Here is a 16,613-nt window from a genome sequence, read left to right as displayed (position 1 = left end):
CTGGGCGGCCGGTGAGCGCGCCGCTCACTCTTCCCAGCGGAAACGCCAGATCGCAATCAGCCCGAACACCGCGCTGAACCCCAGCATCACGCCGCTGGGCAGCAACGCTTCGGCGAACGGCTGCCCGCGCCAGGTCATCGCGTCCAGCGCATCCACCGCCCAGCGCGTGGGCACGCCCAGCGACAGGGTCTGCAGCCATTCCGGGAAGATGAAGGCCGGCACCCAGGCGCCGCCGAGCATGACCATCAGCAGCGTGACCAGGATGGCCAGGCCGCGGGTGGCCTCGGGCGTGCGGCCCAGCGCCGCCACGAGCAGGCCGAAGCTGGCCGTCAGCAGCGAGAAGCAAACCAGCACCAGCGCAAAGCCTGCCGGGCTGCCGAGCACGCGCACGCCGAAGGCGGCGATGGCCACGGCGTAGATGACGGCGAAGACGATCAACGAGATCAGCGTGCTGGCCGCGATGCGGCTGCCCAGCAGTTGGGCGCGGCTCAGCGGTGCGGCGCGCAGCCGCTTCCACAGGCCCAGGCGGCGCATCAGCAAGAGGCCCAGCGCCAGCTCCACGCCGCTCATCAGGATGAACTGCACGCCCATCCCTGCAAAGGAGTGCGCGTAGCTGTTGTAGGCCACGGGTGCTGCGTTGGCGGTGGACTGCAAGGCCTCGATCTCACGCGTCGTGTAGGGCAGGGACAGGCCGCCCGCCTGGGGGGCCGAAGTCCCCTGCGCCTGCGGCTGCGCGGCCTCGCGCTTCTGCACGGCGCCGATGCTGTCGAACATGCGCGCCAGCTCGGCGCGGCGCTCCGGTTCGAGGCTGGTGTCCTTCTCGATCTGCTGCTTCATGTTGCCCAGCACGGGGCTGTTGGCGCTGAAGGTCGAGCGGCTGACCTCCTGCATCAGCGTCTGCGCCAGCATGCCGCGCACGACGGCCAGCGCGCTGGCCTGGGACGGGTCGTAGTGCAGCTGGATCTCGGGCTTGGGCACGCCGCCGAACATCGCGGCGCCGGCCTGCTGGCCCAGGCCTTGCGGCAGGATGGCCACGGCGCGCAGCTTGCCGGCGCGCACCTGGGCCACCGCGTCGGCCTCGTCGGTGACCGTGGTCTTGAGCGAGGACTCGGCCTGCAGCGCCGCGACGACGCGCTGTGACAGCGGGCTCTTGTCCAGGTCGACGATGCCGATGGGGATGCCGGCCATCTTGCTGTTGCTGCCGAACAGGCTGCCGAAGAACGCGGCGATGAGGATGGGCGCGACGATGCTCATCAGCACCGCGCGGCGGTTGGAGAAGTGCAGCTTGATCTCTGCACGGACGAGGGCGAGAAGGGCTTGCATGGTCGGGTCCTCAGTCGCGCAGGGCGCGGCCGGTCAGTTGGAGGAAGACGTCTTCGAGCGTGGCTCGCGCCGAGGCCAGGCCGCGCACCTTCACGCCGCGCTCGGCCAGCGCGGCCAACACGGCGCCGGTCTCGCGGCCGATGTCGGTCACGCGGACGTCCAGCCGCTGGCCCACGCGCTGCACGCCGGGCAGGCCCGCCAGCGCGGCATCGTCGGGCTCGCCGTCGATCTCGACGTGCAGCGTCTGCGCGGCCGGCAGCATCGCAAACAGCTGGGCTTGCGTGCCGCTGGCGACGACGCGGCCGTGGTCGACGATGACGATGCGGTCAGCCAGGCGCTCGGCTTCTTCCATGTAGTGCGTCGTGTAGATCAGCGCCTTGCCCGCGCGCTTGAGCAACTCCAGGTTGTCGAAGATCGCGTTGCGGCTCTGCGGGTCGACGCCGGCCGTGGGCTCGTCGAGCAGGATGACCTCGGGGTCGTGGATCAGCGCGCAGGCGATGTTCAGGCGCCGCTTCATGCCGCCGGAAAAGGTGGAGGGCTTGTCCTTGGCGCGGTCGGTCAGGCCCACCATGGCCAGCACCTCGTCGGCGCGGCGCTTGAGCAGGTCGGGCGGCATGCCGTAGAGGGCACCGAACAGCTCCAGGTTCATGCGCGCCGGCAGTTCCTCGTAGAGCGCGATGTCCTGCGGCACGAGGCCGATGCGGCGCTTGTAGCCTGCTTCGTCGGACGTGAGGCTCGCGCCACCGGAGAGGGTCACCGAGCCGGCATCGGGCACGGTCAGGCCGCAGATCATGCCCACCGTCGTGGACTTGCCGGCGCCGTTGGGGCCCAGCAGCCCCAGCACCTCGCCAGGCCGCAGCGACAGGCTGACCTCGTGCACCGCAACCCGATCACCGTAGGCCTTGCGCAGGCCCCGCGCCACCAGCACTTCGTTCGTCATGCCGCTTGTCTCCTGAATCAAGTGGGCCGGATGCTAGGCCTGCGCCCTGGCGGCCTCCGACAGGGTTGCGACGGATGGCCAGCGGCCGGCGCGAATCGACGGCGACGGGTGTGAACAGCGGCGCCATACTGCCGGCATGAAGGCACGCATCGGCATCATCGGCACGGGCTGGGTCGGCACCAGCGTCGCGTTCTCCACGCTGCTGGCAGGCCATGCCCGCGAGCTCTGGCTGCACGACGAGCGCGGCGCGGTGGCCGAGGGCGAGGCCCTGGACCTGGCCGACGGCGCGGCCTTCTACCCACGCTGCGCGGTGCGCGCCGTGGCGCTGGAACAGATGCGCGAGGCCGACATCGTCGTGCTGGCCGCCGGCCGCAACGGCCGCCCGGACGAGAGCCGGCTGGACCTGTTGCGCGACAACGCGCGCATCGCCGCCGGCATCGGCCAGGCGCTGGCGGGCTTTGGCGGCATCGTGATCGTCGTGACCAACCCGGTGGACGTGCTGACCCGCGTCGTCACCGAGGCGAGCGGCCTGCCGCCCGAGCGCGTCATCGGCACGGGCACGCTGCTGGATACGGCGCGGCTGCGCGAGCGGCTGGCCGTGCGGCTGGGGCTGTCCACGCAATCCATCCACGCCCTCGTCGTGGGTGAGCATGGCGACTCGTCGGTTCCGATCTGGTCGGGCGCACGCGTGGGCGGCCTGGCCCTGCGCGACTGGCCTGGCTGGCAGGCCGAAGAGGAAGCCGCGCTGGGCAGCCAGGTGCGCCGCGCGGCCTACGAGGTCATCCGGCGCAAGGGCGCCACCAATCACGCCATCGGGCTGGTGACGGCCGAGTTGATCGGCTGCATCGCAGGCGATGAACGCCGGCTGCTGCCGGTCAGCCGCGTGCAGACTGGGGCGTGCGGTGTGCAGGGCGTGGCGCTGTCGCTGCCAGCGCTGGTGGGTGCGGGCGGAGCCGTGCAGGTCGTCGAGCCCGCGATGGATGCGGCCGAACGGCAGGCGCTGGCCGCATCGGCCGCGGTGCTGGCGCAGGCGTACACATCGCTGGGAGCGTTATTCAGCGCCTCGTGCAACGAGCACTGAAAGCCCCTTAGGCGCGTTGAGCCGCGGCGCCCTCTTCGAGAAATCGGGGAACTCGCGCAGGGCAGAGAACGATGCGCGCAGCAAGCAATTCGAATCGAAACAGCGTTTTGCAGAAAGCGAACGAACGGTTCGATGCACCGGACAGTTGCATTCACTGCAACTGCGCAAAAAAAGCATTTCTACCCTCCCCGTTTCGTGAAGTTAGGGGTCGATTGAATGGGCTACAGGCGTTACGTTTTGCTTACTCCGCAGACGTCTTGTGTTGACGTGAGCCGGCGATGCTCTCTGGTCATCTCAGTGCCTTGTTCTCCGATGTTCCTTCGTCGCCTTAACCCCGATTCCGCCACCGACCGCGACATCGCGTCGGGCTTGTTTCTTTCCAATCCCGATTACGAGCTGAAGAACTTCGGGCGACTGCCGAGCGCCGACACGACGGCACCGCTATGGAACCGATTCCCGGAGACCACCGAGCCGCAGCACCGCCTGACCTTTGCCGCGTTCGTACGCGAGCAACCGGTAGGCCTGGCGCAGGTCGCGATGCATGCGCCCACCAGCGATTGCGCGGCGTTGCTGTTGCTGCTGGTTCCCAAGACCTTGCAGCACCAGCACGTGGGCTGCGAGATCGTCGAGCGCCTGAGCAAGCAGGCGCGGCGCTGGGCGGGCATCGCGAACTGGTACATCAGCGTGGCGGAGTCCAACACGGGTGCCCTGGCCTTCTGGCGCCACTGCAGCTTCCGCACCAAGACCCAGGGTCTGGTCTGCGACGGTTTTGCCGACCGACTGACGCTGATGACGCGGCCGATCAAGGCTCGGCCCGCCTGCCTGCACCATCGCGAGACCGAGAACGACCAGCTGGTTGCCAACCAGCATCTGTTCGCCCGGTTGCCTTGATGGCGTAGCCCGCAAGGCGGGCTGTGATCAGGTGGCGGCCAGCGCCCGGCCGATCAGGATCTTCTGCACCTCGCTCGTGCCTTCGTAGATCTGGCAGACGCGCACGTCACGGTAGATGCGCTCGACCGGGAAGTCAGAGAGGTAGCCGTAGCCGCCGTGGATCTGGATGGCCTCGGAGCAGACCTTCTCGGCCATCTCACTGGCGAACAGCTTGGCCATCGCCGCCTCCTTCAGGCAGGGCCGGCCGGCGTCCTTCAGGCTGGCGGCATGCCAGATCAGCTGGCGCGCAGCCTCGATCTGCGTCGCCATGTCGGCCAGCTTGAACTGCACGGCCTGATGGTTGAAGATGGGTTGGCCGAAGGTGACGCGGTCCTTGCTGTAGCGCAGCGCTGCTTCAAACGCCGCGCGCGCCATGCCGACCGACTGCGACGCGATGCCGATGCGCCCGCCTTCCAGGCCCGACAGCGCGATCTTCAGGCCCTGGCCCTCGTCGCCGAGGCGGTTGGCGGCCGGCACGCGGCAGTTCTCGAACAGGATCTGGGCCGTATCGCTGCTGTGCTGGCCCATCTTTTCCTCGATGCGCGCGACGGTGTAGCCAGGTGCGTTCGTGGGCACGACGAAAGCGCTGATGCCCTTCTTGCCCGCGGCCTTGTCCGTCACGGCCATGACGATGGCCAGGTCGCCATGCTTGCCGCTGGTGATGAACTGCTTGACGCCGTTGAGCACGTAATCGTCGCCATCACGGACAGCGGTGGTGCGCAGGCCGCCGGCCTCGGAGCCCACGTGGGGCTCGGTCAGGCAGAAGGCACCGAGCATGTCGCCGCGTGCCAGCGGCTTCAGGAAGCGTTCCTTCTGCTCGTCGTTGGCAAAGGCCATCAGGATGGAGCAGACCGGGCAGTTGTTGACGCTCACCACCGTGCTCGTGCCGCCGTCGCCGGCGGCGATCTCTTCGAGGATGACCGACAGCGCCAGGTAGTCCAGTCCCGCGCCGTCCCATTCGGTGGGCACGGCAACGCCGTAGCAGCCCAGCGCCGCGAGGCCTTTCAGCTGCTCGGCAGGAAAGTGGTGGTTCTTGTCCCAGGCCGCGGCGTGGGGGGCGATCTCGGCCTGCACGAAGGCGCGGATGGCGTCTTGCACGGCGAGGTGGTCTTCGGGGAGGAGCATGGGTGGCGCTTTCCGACAAACATTGGGGTGGCGCTATTGTCGAACGCCCGCCCGTGCCGGCGCCGGCTACCAGGCCAGCCGCTGCCCGTCGTAGTTGAAGAAGCTGCCGGTGTCCGTCGGCTTCACGCTGGCGAGCACCGTTCGCATGCCGGCGATGCTGGTGGCGGCGTCGATGTCGGCGCCCGAGCCGCCCATGTCGGTGCGCACCCAGCCCGGGTGAAAGCTGATGACCGTCGCCTTGCCTGCCAGGGCGAGCGAGGCGTCCTTCATGACCGAGTTCACCGCGGCCTTGGACGCGCGGTAGACCCAGCCGCTGGTGCTGGCACGCAGCCCGATGGAGCCCATCTTGGACGAGAGGATGGCCACGCGCGCACCCGGTGCCAGGCTTTCCGCGATCTGCGGCAGCAGGCGCATGGGGCCCAGCACATTAGTGTGCATGACGGCATCGAAGTCGGCCAGGGTCGGCGTGTCCAGGCCCGTGGTGCTGGGGCCGTAGACGCCGGCATTGATGACGACGACGTCGAAGCGCTCGCCTTCGATCTGCCGGGCCAGGCCCTCCACGCTGGCCACGTCGGCCACGTCCAGCTTCAGCCCACGGGCGCCATGCTCGCGCAGCCGGTCCAGCGCCGCGTCGTCACGGGCCGTGGCCGTGATGTGGGCGCCCGCGGCGCGGTACTGGCGGACGAATTCCAGGCCCAGGCCGCGCGACGCGCCGATGATGAGGACGTTCATGAAGGGTCTCAGTGACGCTCGGCCAGCGCCAGGCGCATGGCCAGGAAGGTGAAGAGCCCGGCGCCACCCAGGTTGAGCGCGCGGCCCACGCCGGGCCGGGCCGGCAGGTGCCGTGCTAGCGCCGTGAGCGGCACCAGCGCGAGCGAGAACAGCCCGCCCTGCACGACGAACCACAGGCCCAGGAACACGAAGGCCAGCGTCTTGTGCGGCGCGTCAGCGTCGATGAACTGCGGCAGCAGCGCGAGGTAGAACAGCGCAACCTTGGGGTTGAGTGCATTGGTCAGGAAGCCCTGCCACACGCCACGCGCGAAGGACGGCGCCGCGGCTGCCTTGGCCGATTCGACCGCATCTGCCGGCGCGCTGCGCTGCAGGCCCGACCTCGCCATGCCCCAGGCCACGTAGAGCAGATAGGCCGCGCCGACGAGCTTGACGACCATGAAGGCCTCGGCCGACGTCGCCAGCAGCGCCGCCAGCCCGAAGGCCGCGGCGAAGGTGTGGAAAACGCAGCCGAGGTTGATGCCCAGCACCACGGCCACCCCTTGGCGCCAGCCGGCGCGCAGCGTCGTGCCGACCGTCAGCGCCATGTCCACGCCGGGCGTGGCGTTCAGCACGAAGACGGTGGCGGCGAAGAGCAGGAGGTCGTGGGTGCCGAGCATCATCGACCGCCGGGCCGCCCCAAGGGCGATGGCGCCCCCTCGGGGGGCAGCGAACTTGGTGAGCGTGGGGGCTTCATGGTTTAGAGCATCTCCACGGCGAGTGCGGTCGCCTCGCCGCCGCCGATGCACAGCGCCGCCAGGCCCTTCTTGAGGCCGCGAGCCTTCAGCGCGCCCAGCAGCGTGACGACGATGCGCGCGCCGCTGGCGCCGATGGGGTGGCCCAGGGCCACGGCGCCGCCGTTCACGTTGACGATGTCGTGCGGCAGCTTGAACTCGGCCATGGCGGCCATCGTGACGGCGGCAAAGGCTTCGTTCACTTCCCACAGGTCCACGTCGGCCGCCTGCCAGCCGGCCTTGGCCAGCGCCTTCTGGATGGCACCGGCGGGGGCCGTGCTGAACCACTCCGGCGCCTGGGCATGCACGGCGTGGCTGACGATGCGGGCGATGGGCTGCAGGCCACGCGCCTTGGCCGTGCTCTCGCGCATCAGCACCAGCGCGGCAGCACCGTCGGAGATGCTTGACGACGTGGCGGCGGTGATGGCGCCGTCCTTCTTGAAGGCGGGCTTGAGCGAAGGGATCTTGTCGAGCTTGGCCTTGAAGGGCTGCTCGTCGTACTTGATGACGGTGTCGCCCTTGGGCGAGCTCAACGTGACGGGCGCCATTTCCCAGTCGAACGCACCGCTCTCATTGGCGGCCTTGGCGCGCTGGGTGGACGTGATGGCGTACTGGTCCATGGCCTCGCGGCTGAAGCTGTACTTGGCCACGCACTGCTCGGCAAACACGCCCATGGCCTTGCCGCGCTCGTAGGCGTCTTCCAGGCCGTCGATGGCCATGTGGTCGTAGACGGCCGATGCGCCGTACTTGATGCCCTTGCGGGCGAACATCAGGTGGGGCGCGTTGGTCATGCTCTCCATGCCGCCGGCCACCACAGCCTCGGCCGAGCCGGCCGCCAGCATGTCGTGGCCGAACATCATGGCGCGCATGCCGGAGCCGCACATCTTGCTGAGCGTGACGGCGCCGGCCGAGTCCGGCAGGCCCGCCTTGCGCAGCGCCTGGCGGGCGGGCGCCTGGCCCTGGCCGGCCATCAGGCAATTGCCCATCAGCACCTCGTCGACCGAGTCGCCCGGCACGCCCGCGCGCTCGACGGCAGCCTTGATCGCGACGGCACCCAGTTCCCAGCCTGCGAGGCCGGCGAAATCACCCAGCAGGCCGCCGATCGGGGTGCGGGCGGCGGAAACGATGACGACTGCGTCGGACATGATGTTCTCCATTCGTAACTCGAATCCGCCATTGTGGCGCGGGCCTCAACGCCCTGCAGCCGAAGGCAGGATGCCGCAGTCGACAGGACGGACTTCCGGCTCCAGCCGGCGCACCGCGTGGCAGATCTCCTTCCAGAAGGTGCGCGTCCAGGCGCCATGGCGCTGCAGGAACGCTGGCGCCACCGGCGCGAAGAAAGGCAGCCGCGCCGCCAGGGCCCACTCGACGAGGCCGGTGCGCTGCTCGGCCGACAGGGCTTCCCGGCTGGTCAGCAGCAGATCGAAGCGCTGTGCGTGCAGCATGGTCAGGCTCAGCTCGAAGGCGCTGATGGGCTCGACCGGCCAGCCGCGTTCGCGCGCAACCGTCTCCTGCACCGAGCCGGTCACCACGCCGACCCGCCAGTTGGCCGGCAGCTGGCCGCCGTCCCAGCCCGGGCTGGGCGGCGTGCCCTGGCGAGCGAACAGCGCCAGATGGCCGAACACGGGCGCCCAGGCCAGGTCGGGCCGTCCCTTGGCATCAAGAGGGAAGCGCATCGTCTTCAGCCGCTCGGGCGTGGTGCCGTAAAGCATGGCGATGTCGACCTCGCCCTGGGCCAGCAGCGCGCTGAGGCGGCGGCTGGGCAGGCGCACGAGGTCGGCCGGGCAGCCCATGCGCTTGAGCGCGTCGCGCACGGCGTCGACCTCCCAACCCGGCGGGTCGGCAAAGGCAGCGCCCTGGCCCATCAACATCGGAGGCGCGGCGCTGTCGTTGAAGCCGATCCGCAGCGGTTGCGGGCAGGCCGGCGCTGCCACGGAGGCACGCGCAATGCCGAGCAGCACCAGGCCCATCAAGACAATCAACAACCTCGGCATCGGCCCAGTGTAGGCAGGCAACCCGCGCGAAAGCCGCAGGGGCTACCCTGGCTCAGCGCCACAAACGATAGGCCCAGAACGCCTCTTCGGCCTGGATGCGGCGGCGCAGGTCCTCGGGACTGAAGCCCGTCAGGCGGCGCGTCTCGCGGCACAGGTGCGACTGGTCGGCGTAGTCGTTGTCGGCGGCGATGTCGGCCCAGTTCACGCCCGCACCGTCCTCGGCGGCCACGACCGCGCAGAAGGCGTTCTCGGCACGCGACACGGCGCGCAGCTCGCGCATCGGCAGACCTGCCCAGGCCTTGATGCGGCGCTCCAGCTGGCGCAGGCTGCGGCCGGCCGAACTGGTGGCGGCACGCACGGCCAGCGCCTCGGTCCAGGCCGCATAGCGGTGACCCGGCTGCTGCGTGCCCAGCGCCTGCCAGCGCGGCACCAGGAAGGCTTCGAGCAGCTGCAGCCGCGCCTCGTCGTCAGGGGCGGCGGACATGGCATCGGCCCAGTCGCGCCAGTCGGGCGGCAGCAGCTCGTGCACGTCGACGACCCGGTTGACGTGGCGGTCCAGCGCGAGGCCGGTCAGCGCGGTGAAGGCGTCGGGCAGCATCAACAGCTTGAAGGCCCAGACATCGCCCGTGTTGCGCGTGTGCGTGGGCAGCGTGAAAGGGCCGCCCAACAGCACGGGTGCGTGGCGGCGGTCGGGTGGCGGTGTCGAGAAGCCCGGCGTGGCCAACCACTCGCTGCTGCCCTCTGCCCACCAGAACAGCTGCACCAGCGGCGTCGCGGGGAAGTAGTTCTCGCGCTGCAAGGCGTCGAGGCCGCGCCCGCGGGTGTCGCGCATCATGACGCCGCGCACACAGCCGGCGAGGGCCAGCGGCGGCAGCCAGAGGCGGGTGCGCTCGTCATCCATGCGATCAGTGTCGCATTCGTTCAAGACCCGTCCGCCCCGCGAAGCGCAGCATTCGGCCATGACAGCAACGACCTGGAACGACCTCCCGAGCCACCCCACCCGCTGGTGGGGCTTCCCCGTGCTGATGGCGATGCGCCGCGACTACCTCGCCGTCATCTCCGCGCAGCGCCCGCTGGGCGACCTGGTGGCGCAAACCATCCTGGGCGAGCGCGGCGTGGACGTGTTCGACCCCGAGCTGCTGCGCGCCATCATGGTGGACCACGCCGACGCGCTGGTGCGCTGGAAGCGCGGCCCCGAGGTGTTCGCCGAGCTGATGGGCCAGTCCGTGCTCGTCACCGAGGGCGCCACCTGGCAGCGGCAACGCCGCATGCTGATGCCGGCCTTCACACCCAAACGCGTGGCCGGCTACGCGGCGCTGATGACCGAGGCCGCCGTGCAGGGGCTGGATGCAGTGCGGCCCGGCAACGTCGCCATGGACGCCCTCTTCAGCCACCTGACGATGGATGTCATCTCACGCACGCTGTTCAGTACGCCCATCGGCAACGACACGGCCGCCGCGGCCAAGGCCGTGCAGGTACTCAGCGAGACGGCACTGGCCGAGATGTTCTGGCCCTTCACGCTGCCCGACTGGCTGCCCCTGCCCGGCAAGGCCGCCAAGCGCCGCGCCGGCAAGCTGCTGCACGGGCTGCTGGCGGGCCACATCGACGCGCGACGCACGTCGGGCGACGACGGCAGGACCGACCTGCTCGGCATGCTGAAGGCTTTGCGCGACGAAGCCACGGGCGAGTCGCTGTCGCCGCAGGAGGTGTACGACCAGTGCATGGTGAGCTTCCAGGCCGGCCACGAGACGAGCGCGACGGCGCTGCTGTGGTGGAGCTGGCTGCTGGCCGCCCACCCCGAGGCGCAGGCCCAGGCGCGCGCCGAGGTGGATGCCGTGCTGGCCGGCCGCGTGCCGACGGCCGATGACGCCAGCGCCCTGCCCTACCTGAGCGCCACGCTGAAGGAAGCCATGCGCCTGTATCCGCCGGTGGCCGGCCTGCTGACGCGGCGGCTGACGCGCGACATCACGCTGGGCGGCGTGCGCCTGCCGGCTCGCACGCTGGTGCGCGTGACGCCCTGGCTGCTGCATCGCGACCCGCGCTGGTGGCCTGACGCGCCGCTGGGCTTCAAGCCCGAGCGCTTCCTGCCGGGGGCGGCGCACGAGATCCCGCGCGGCGCCTACATCCCCTTCGGCCTGGGGCCACGCGTGTGCCTGGGCCAGCATTTCGCGGTGCTGGAGATGACGCTGATCGCGGCACTGGTGCTGCAGCGCTTCGAGCTGGCGCCCGTCAGCCTCGAGCCGCCCAAGCCGCGCATGGCCGTCACGCTGCGGCCGGAGTCGGGACTGACGTTGCAATTGAAAGCGAGGGCCGCATCTTGAACCACTGGCTTGTCGGCGCCGCGGTGCTGGTCCTCATCATCGGCCTCGTTCATTCCTGGCTGGGCGAGTTGCGGATCTTTCGCCATCTGCGCCGGGGCAGGGTCGTGCCCACCGGCGGTGACCCGGTGCTGCGCGCCTTCCAGACCCGCATCTTGTGGGCCAGCTGGCATGTCGTGACCGTGCTGGCCTGGGCCTTGGCGGGGTTGCTGCTGTGGTTGGCCCAGCCCGCGGCGCGTGCGGCGTCGGGCGGCTTCGCCGAGCAGGTCATCGCCGCCGCGCTGGCAGCCTGCGGTGGCCTCGTGCTGCTGAGCACCCGCGGCCGCCATCCGGCCTGGGTTGCGTTGCTGCTGGCAGCGGCGCTGGTGCTGATGTCGCTGCGATAACGCAGGTCCGGCGCCCTGCGTTCAGCGGTAGAAGGCCTCCACCACGCCCTTGAGCTTGATGCACAGCGGCCGGCCCTTGCGGTCCAGCGTCTTGCCGGCGGGCACCTTCACCCAGCCTTCGCTGATGCAGTATTCCTCGACGTCGTGGCGCTCCTTGCCGTTGAAGCGGATGCCGATGTCGTGCTCGAAGACGGCGGCGACGTGGTGGGGGCTGCGCGGATCGACGCTGAGGTGGTCGGGCAGTTCGGGGCGAGAAGCTTCGGACATGGAATTCTTGGAGCTGAAAAGGCAGAGCAGGATTGTCGCGCGCCAAGCAGGGGGTTTCGCAAGCGCGCGCTCGGGGGCAGCATCGCGCCCATGAATGAGCAGGCCAGCGAGATCACCCAGTTGCTGACGGCCCTCGCCGGTGGCCAGGCGGACGCGCGGGATCGCCTCTACACGCTGCTCTACCCCGAGCTCAAGCGCCTGGCGCGCAGCCACCTCGCCGGCCATGCGCCGATGACGCTGGAGCCGGCCGCGCTGATCCACGAGGTCTGGCTGAAGAGCGCCGGCCGGGAAGCCGCACTGCACCGCGGCCAGTTCTTCGCCCACGCCAGCAAGGTCATGCGCAGCGTCATCGTCGACCACGTGCGCGAGCGCCATGCCGACAAGCGCGGTGGTGGCGCGCAGGTGACGCTCTCCACCGCCGCACTGGAGCAACTCGCGCCGCCCGACATGCTCAAGCTCGACGACGTGCTGCAGATGCTGGAGCGCGCCGACGGCCGCGCCCACCAGGTGGTGGAGATGCGCTTCTTCGGTGGCCTGGAGCTGGAGGAGATTGCCGTGCTGCTGGGCGTGTCGGTGCCGACGATCAAGCGCGACTGGCGCAAGGCGCGGGCCTTTTTGTTCGACGCCTTGCAGACATGAGCGCCGCGCCGGGCGGTCCCAAGCAAGCTCGCTCCCGCTTGGCGGTACAGCACGAAGTGCGAAGGGTGCGATGAGTTCCACGATTGATCGGGCCGGTGCGCTGGCGGCGTTCGACGCCTGGCAGGACGCGAGCCCGCAGGAGCGCGAGGCGCTGCTGGCCGAACTGCCGCCCGCCCAACGCGAGCGGCTGGAGGCGCTCATCCATGCCGACCGTGCGGCAGAGGACCGCGGCTTCCTCGCCGAGCCGGCTCAGTTGCCGACGGCACCCGAGCTGGCCGGCCAGGTGCTGGGCGCCTGGACGCTGATCGAACCGCTGGGCAGCGGCGGCATGGGCGAGGTGTGGCGTGCGCGGCGCAGCGACGGCGCCCACGGCGGCGAGGCGGCGATCAAGCTGCTGCACAGCCCCTGGCGCGGCGAGGCAGCCCAGGCGCGCTTTCGCCGCGAAGGTGAGCTGCTGGCGCGGCTGACCCACCCCCACATCGCCCAGCTGCTGGACATCGGCGAGGCCCTGCTCGGCGCCACGCGCGCGCGCTACCTCGTGCTGGAGCTGGTGCCCGGCGAGCGCATCGACACCTGGTGTGATGCGCACGACCTGGGCGAGGTCGCACGGCTGCGCCTCTTCCTGCAGGTCGGCGACGCGGTGGCGCATGCGCATGCCCGCCTCGTCGTGCACCGCGACCTCAAGCCGGGCAACATCCTCGTCACGACGGACGGCCAGGTGAAGCTGCTGGACTTCGGCGTCGCCAAGCTGCTGGCGGATGACACCGGTGCCGAGCTGACAGCGGTGAACCCCGCGGGCCTGACACCCGAGTACGCCGCGCCGGAACAGTTGCGCGGTGAGCCGGTCAGCACGGCCACCGACGTGTTCGCGCTCGGCCGGCTGCTGTGCCTGCTGCTGACCGGCCAGCGCGAGCCCGGCCCTGCGCTGCGCGGCGAGCTGGCCCTCATCGTGGCCAAGGCCGTCAAGCCGCGGCCCGAGGAGCGCTATGCCGGCGCAAGCGCATTGGCCGACGACGTGCGCCGCTACCTCGACCACCAGCCCATCAGCGCCAGGCCCGATTCGCTGGCCTACCGCGGCGCCAAGTTCGCGCGACGCTACCGATTGCAGCTCATTGCACTCGGCCTGGTGCTCGCCAGCCTGCTCGCCGGCATGGCCGCCACCGCCTGGCAATGGCGCGAGGCCACGCAGGAAGCCGAACGCACACGCCGCGTGCAGAGCGTGCTGACCGAGCTGCTCGCCGGCCTCAGCCCCGATGCCACCGGCAGTGCGACGGTGCCAATGATCGAGCTGCTGCGCCGCAGCTGGGCCGAGGCCAAGCGGCGGCTGGCCGGCGACCCAACCCTGCTGGCCGAGGTGGCCCGGCCGCTGGGCCTGCTGCTGAACCAGTCTGGCGACATGGCCCTGGCCGCCGAGGCGCTGGCACTGGCCCACGCCCAGCTGCAGGGCCGAAGTGAGGCCGGGCGCGACGTTGCGCTGCAGCTCGCGAATGCGAGGCGCCGCCTTGGCCAGGCCGACGAGGCGAAACAGTTGCTGGGCGCCCTGGTGCCGCCCCCCGGTGCGGCCGGCGACGATGCCGTCACGATCACAGCGCTGGCCCATCTGGGCGAGATTGCCACCGAGGCCGGCCGCCTCGACGAGGCACGGCCTCTGCTCGAACGTGCCGAGCGCGGTGCGCGTGAGCGCTTCGGCACGCAGCATGAGCGCTACCGCCGCGTGGCCGATGCGCTGGCCGGCCTGGCCCGCGCCCAGGGCCGCTGGGACGAGGCACGCCGCTGGCTGCAGGCCCTGGTGGATGCCAGCGCCGGTGCCGGCCGGCTGGTGGCCGCCCAGGCGCGCATGGCGGTGGCGACGATGGAGGTGGAGCTGGGCCACCACGCGGCCGCCGTGCCGTTGCTGCGCGCCAGCGTGCAGGAGCTCACCGAGGTGCTCGGCCCGGCCGACGCGAACACCCTCTACACCCGCACCTGGCTGTCCACCGCCCTCTTCCACCACGGCCTGCGTGACGAAGCCGCCAGCGAGGCCGAGGCCGCCTGGGCGCAGGCCCGGCGCGGCGCGGATACGGAGGCCGCTGCCCTCATCGGCCTGGTGGCCGCGCGCCAGCAGCTGCGCCGCGGTGAGGTGGCGGCGGCCGAGCCGAAACTGCGCGCCCTGCTCGCCGAGCTGGAAGCGGCGCGCAGCCCGGCCGCCGAGCGCTGCCGGGCGCTGCTCGGCGAGGCCGCGCTGCGCCAGGGCCGTGTGGACGAAGCCAGCCAACTGTTGACCCGCGCCGACTCAGCGCAGCACGAACGCCTCGGCCCGCGCGACGGCGAGCGCTGGCCGACGTTGGCCCTGCTGGGCCTGGCCCACGAAGCAGCTGGCCGCATCGGACCCGCTCGCAGCGCCTACCGCGACGCGCAAGCCCTGGCCGACGCGACGCTGCCGCCAGGCCACCCGGATCGGCTGCGGCTGCGTGCGCTCGTGGCGCTGGGTGGAGACGCCGACGCGCCGGCTGCGCTCGATGCCTATGCAAACGCCCTGGCCGACCGCGCCGACGCCACGGCGGTGCGCGCCCGGCTCGCGGGCTTGCTATCGTCCAGGGCCGGCGGGCTGCCGCCTGGCCTGGCCTTGCTGGACTTCTGACGGAGGTGCTGTGATGAAGCTTTCCATTTCGTTGCTCGCAGGCGCGCTGCTCGGCGCTGCCATGGCTGCCCAGGCAGCCGATGTTGCGCCGGCCACCGGCGCCGCAGCGGCCACCAAGGCTTCAAGCGCGCCGACCGCCAAGGCCGCCACCGCCAACACCGGTGCGGCACCCGTGGCTGGCGGCAATGGCGGTGGCCTCAGCAGCAATAGCGGCAATACGGCCACCCAGGTCGGGCCCAAGAAGCCCAAGTGCCCCGACCCCGGCAGCACGGTCTGCCCGGCGCTGGAAAAGACGCCGGCCAAGTAGGCGCGCTCTTCAGCCCTTGGTGACCACCAGCGTCACCTCGTACTTGCCACCATCGCCGGTGATGGTCAGCGTCTTGCTCTTGGGCCCGGCGGCCACGTTGAGCAGGTTGGCGCTGAGCGCGAACTCCTGCGTCGTGCCCACGCGGTCGTCGAAGTTGGGCGCACCGGTGGGGATGGCCAGCGCACCGTTGATGTCGGCCTTCAGCTTGGCGACGCGCTGGGCCCGCGTCATGCCCATGGATGCCGCCAGCGAGCTGACGACCGCGCCCTTGGTGATCTCGCGCGCGGCGCTGGCCTTGCCGTCGTCGTGCTCCATCATGGACACGAGGATGATGGCGTTCGCCGGGTTGGCAATGGCCTTGGCCGAGCCCGACGGGCCCCAGGCATTGCGGCGCCAGACGAGGAAGGGAAAGTCGCTCGGATTGACGCCGGGCTGCAGCGGCTGGGTGCCATGGGTTTCGCCGGCGTCGACGTCGCTCCAGGGGCCGTAGAGCGTGACCTCGGCGTTGGGCAGCAGCGGGTTGCTCAGGTCGACGGCGGTGACGAGCACATAGGGCTCGTCCGAGCCGACTTCGTCGGTTTCGATCTTGCACTTGATCTTGGACAGGGCGATGGTGACGGGCAATGCGGCCATGATGGTCTCCAGTGAGGTTGGAAGCGCAGCGACATGCCGCACTCGTCATCAAAGACGCAGCCGTGGCCAGGCAGGGATCACGGGTCGAAGGTGAAAAGTGCCAGGCAGAGCTGCTGACACACCCTGTCACGGCGGGCGCCGAGCATGCGGGCATCCACCACCGACAGGAGACCTGCCATGCAACCCGACTGCCTCATCCTCTACGTGAACAGCCCCGCCGAGAGCGTGCTCTTCTATCGCTCGCTGCTGGGCCGCGAGCCCGTTGAGCAAAGCCCGAACTTCGCGATGTTCATGCTCAACGACAAGACCATGCTGGGCCTTTGGGCTGCGCATGACGTGCAGCCCGAGAGTGGCCAGCGTGGCGGTGGCGCGGAGATCGGCATCACCGTGGGCACCGACAACGAAGTGAACGCCGCCGTCGCGGCCTGGAAGGCCTCCGGCTGGCCGGTGCTGCAGGCGCCCACGGCCCTGGACTTCGGCTTCACGGCCGTGACTGCGGACCCGGACGGGCACCGCGTGCGGGTGTTCAGGCCGACGCAGAGCTGAAG

18 protein-coding genes are annotated in these 16,613 nt (G+C 70.5%); 8 read left to right on the top strand and 10 right to left on the bottom strand.

The genetic code is table 11. The features are described 5' to 3' along the window. Positions 1–24: 24 nt before the first annotated feature. Positions 25–1,323, bottom strand: coding sequence for an ABC transporter permease (locus tag AC07V5_RS09125; RefSeq protein ID WP_495115328.1), 1,299 nt, complete (start codon positions 1,321–1,323; stop codon positions 25–27). Between the two features lie 10 nt (positions 1,324–1,333). After that, positions 1,334–2,263 carry an ABC transporter ATP-binding protein gene (locus tag AC07V5_RS09120; protein WP_495115327.1) on the bottom strand — a complete coding sequence of 310 codons (930 nt, stop codon included), beginning with the start codon at positions 2,261–2,263 and terminating at the stop codon, positions 1,334–1,336. 136 nt (positions 2,264–2,399) lie between these two features. Between AC07V5_RS09120 and AC07V5_RS09115 the strand changes: the two genes are divergently transcribed. Together AC07V5_RS09115 and AC07V5_RS09110 are read left to right on the top strand one after the other, a co-directional pair. Further along, positions 2,400–3,344 carry a lactate/malate family dehydrogenase gene (locus AC07V5_RS09115; protein WP_495115326.1) on the top strand — a complete coding sequence of 315 codons (945 nt, stop codon included), beginning with the start codon at positions 2,400–2,402 and terminating at the stop codon, positions 3,342–3,344. Positions 3,345–3,656: 312 nt separating this feature from the next. Beyond that, the gene (locus tag AC07V5_RS09110) at positions 3,657–4,235 is read left to right on the top strand and encodes a GNAT family N-acetyltransferase (protein ID WP_495115325.1); all 579 of its coding nucleotides are present in this window, start codon (positions 3,657–3,659) and stop codon (positions 4,233–4,235) included. 27 nt (positions 4,236–4,262) lie between these two features. On the opposite strand, the gene AC07V5_RS09105 is transcribed toward AC07V5_RS09110, so the two are convergent. The 6 genes from AC07V5_RS09105 to AC07V5_RS09080 form a co-directional block, all read right to left on the bottom strand. Further along, positions 4,263–5,399, bottom strand: a complete 1,137-nt coding sequence (locus tag AC07V5_RS09105; RefSeq protein WP_495115324.1) for an acyl-CoA dehydrogenase family protein — start codon at positions 5,397–5,399, stop codon at positions 4,263–4,265. 66 nt (positions 5,400–5,465) lie between these two features. Further along, positions 5,466–6,131 (bottom strand): SDR family oxidoreductase, encoded by a 666-nt coding sequence (locus AC07V5_RS09100; RefSeq protein WP_495115323.1) that lies wholly within the window; start codon positions 6,129–6,131, stop codon positions 5,466–5,468. Positions 6,132–6,139: 8 nt separating this feature from the next. Beyond that, positions 6,140–6,787: a LysE family translocator gene (locus AC07V5_RS09095; protein WP_495115322.1), complete on the bottom strand. Its 648-nt coding sequence runs from the start codon at positions 6,785–6,787 to the stop codon at positions 6,140–6,142. Between the two features lie 80 nt (positions 6,788–6,867). Then, entirely contained in the window at positions 6,868–8,046 is a 1,179-nt protein-coding gene (locus AC07V5_RS09090) for an acetyl-CoA C-acyltransferase (protein ID WP_495115321.1), read from the bottom strand. 45 nt (positions 8,047–8,091) lie between these two features. Then, the gene (locus tag AC07V5_RS09085; protein ID WP_495115320.1) at positions 8,092–8,895 is read right to left on the bottom strand and encodes a substrate-binding periplasmic protein; all 804 of its coding nucleotides are present in this window, start codon (positions 8,893–8,895) and stop codon (positions 8,092–8,094) included. Positions 8,896–8,947: 52 nt separating this feature from the next. Continuing rightward, positions 8,948–9,796, bottom strand: coding sequence for an AraC family transcriptional regulator (locus tag AC07V5_RS09080; protein WP_495115319.1), 849 nt, complete (start codon positions 9,794–9,796; stop codon positions 8,948–8,950). A 58-nt stretch (positions 9,797–9,854) separates the two neighbouring features. On the opposite strand from AC07V5_RS09080, the gene AC07V5_RS09075 reads away from it, so the two are divergent. Together AC07V5_RS09075 and AC07V5_RS09070 are read left to right on the top strand one after the other, a co-directional pair. Continuing rightward, complete coding sequence (locus tag AC07V5_RS09075) at positions 9,855–11,216, top strand: cytochrome P450 (RefSeq protein ID WP_495115318.1); 1,362 nt, start codon at positions 9,855–9,857, stop codon at positions 11,214–11,216. Further along, positions 11,213–11,599 carry a hypothetical protein gene (locus AC07V5_RS09070; protein WP_495115317.1) on the top strand — a complete coding sequence of 129 codons (387 nt, stop codon included), beginning with the start codon at positions 11,213–11,215 and terminating at the stop codon, positions 11,597–11,599. The genes AC07V5_RS09075 and AC07V5_RS09070 overlap by 4 nt, the downstream gene beginning before the upstream one ends. 21 nt (positions 11,600–11,620) lie before the next feature. On the opposite strand, the gene AC07V5_RS09065 is transcribed toward AC07V5_RS09070, so the two are convergent. Further along, the gene (locus AC07V5_RS09065; protein ID WP_495115316.1) at positions 11,621–11,866 is read right to left on the bottom strand and encodes a DUF3297 family protein; all 246 of its coding nucleotides are present in this window, start codon (positions 11,864–11,866) and stop codon (positions 11,621–11,623) included. A 90-nt stretch (positions 11,867–11,956) separates the two neighbouring features. Here AC07V5_RS09065 and AC07V5_RS09060 point away from each other — a divergent pair, with 90 nt between their 5' ends. The 3 genes from AC07V5_RS09060 (at position 11,957) to AC07V5_RS09050 (ending at position 15,432) form a co-directional block, all read left to right on the top strand. Continuing rightward, positions 11,957–12,505 carry an ECF-type sigma factor gene (locus AC07V5_RS09060; protein WP_495115315.1) on the top strand — a complete coding sequence of 183 codons (549 nt, stop codon included), beginning with the start codon at positions 11,957–11,959 and terminating at the stop codon, positions 12,503–12,505. 70 nt (positions 12,506–12,575) lie between these two features. Further along, positions 12,576–15,125, top strand: a complete 2,550-nt coding sequence (locus AC07V5_RS09055) for a serine/threonine-protein kinase (RefSeq protein WP_495115314.1) — start codon at positions 12,576–12,578, stop codon at positions 15,123–15,125. 13 nt (positions 15,126–15,138) lie between these two features. Then, positions 15,139–15,432, top strand: a complete 294-nt coding sequence (locus AC07V5_RS09050; RefSeq protein WP_495115313.1) for a hypothetical protein — start codon at positions 15,139–15,141, stop codon at positions 15,430–15,432. Positions 15,433–15,441: 9 nt separating this feature from the next. Here the strand turns inward: AC07V5_RS09050 and AC07V5_RS09045 are convergent, their stop codons facing one another. Beyond that, a complete protein-coding gene (locus AC07V5_RS09045) occupies positions 15,442–16,065 on the bottom strand; it encodes a hypothetical protein (RefSeq protein WP_495115312.1) in 624 nt (207 codons plus the stop codon). A gap of 177 nt (positions 16,066–16,242) precedes the next feature. Between AC07V5_RS09045 and AC07V5_RS09040 the strand changes: the two genes are divergently transcribed. After that, positions 16,243–16,611, top strand: coding sequence for a VOC family protein (locus AC07V5_RS09040; RefSeq protein ID WP_495115311.1), 369 nt, complete (start codon positions 16,243–16,245; stop codon positions 16,609–16,611). Positions 16,612–16,613 lie beyond the last annotated feature (2 nt).

It is taken from the genome of Roseateles sp. GW821-FHT02E12 (genome assembly GCF_059421665.1).
This window is presented reverse-complemented; position numbering and strand designations above follow the sequence as displayed.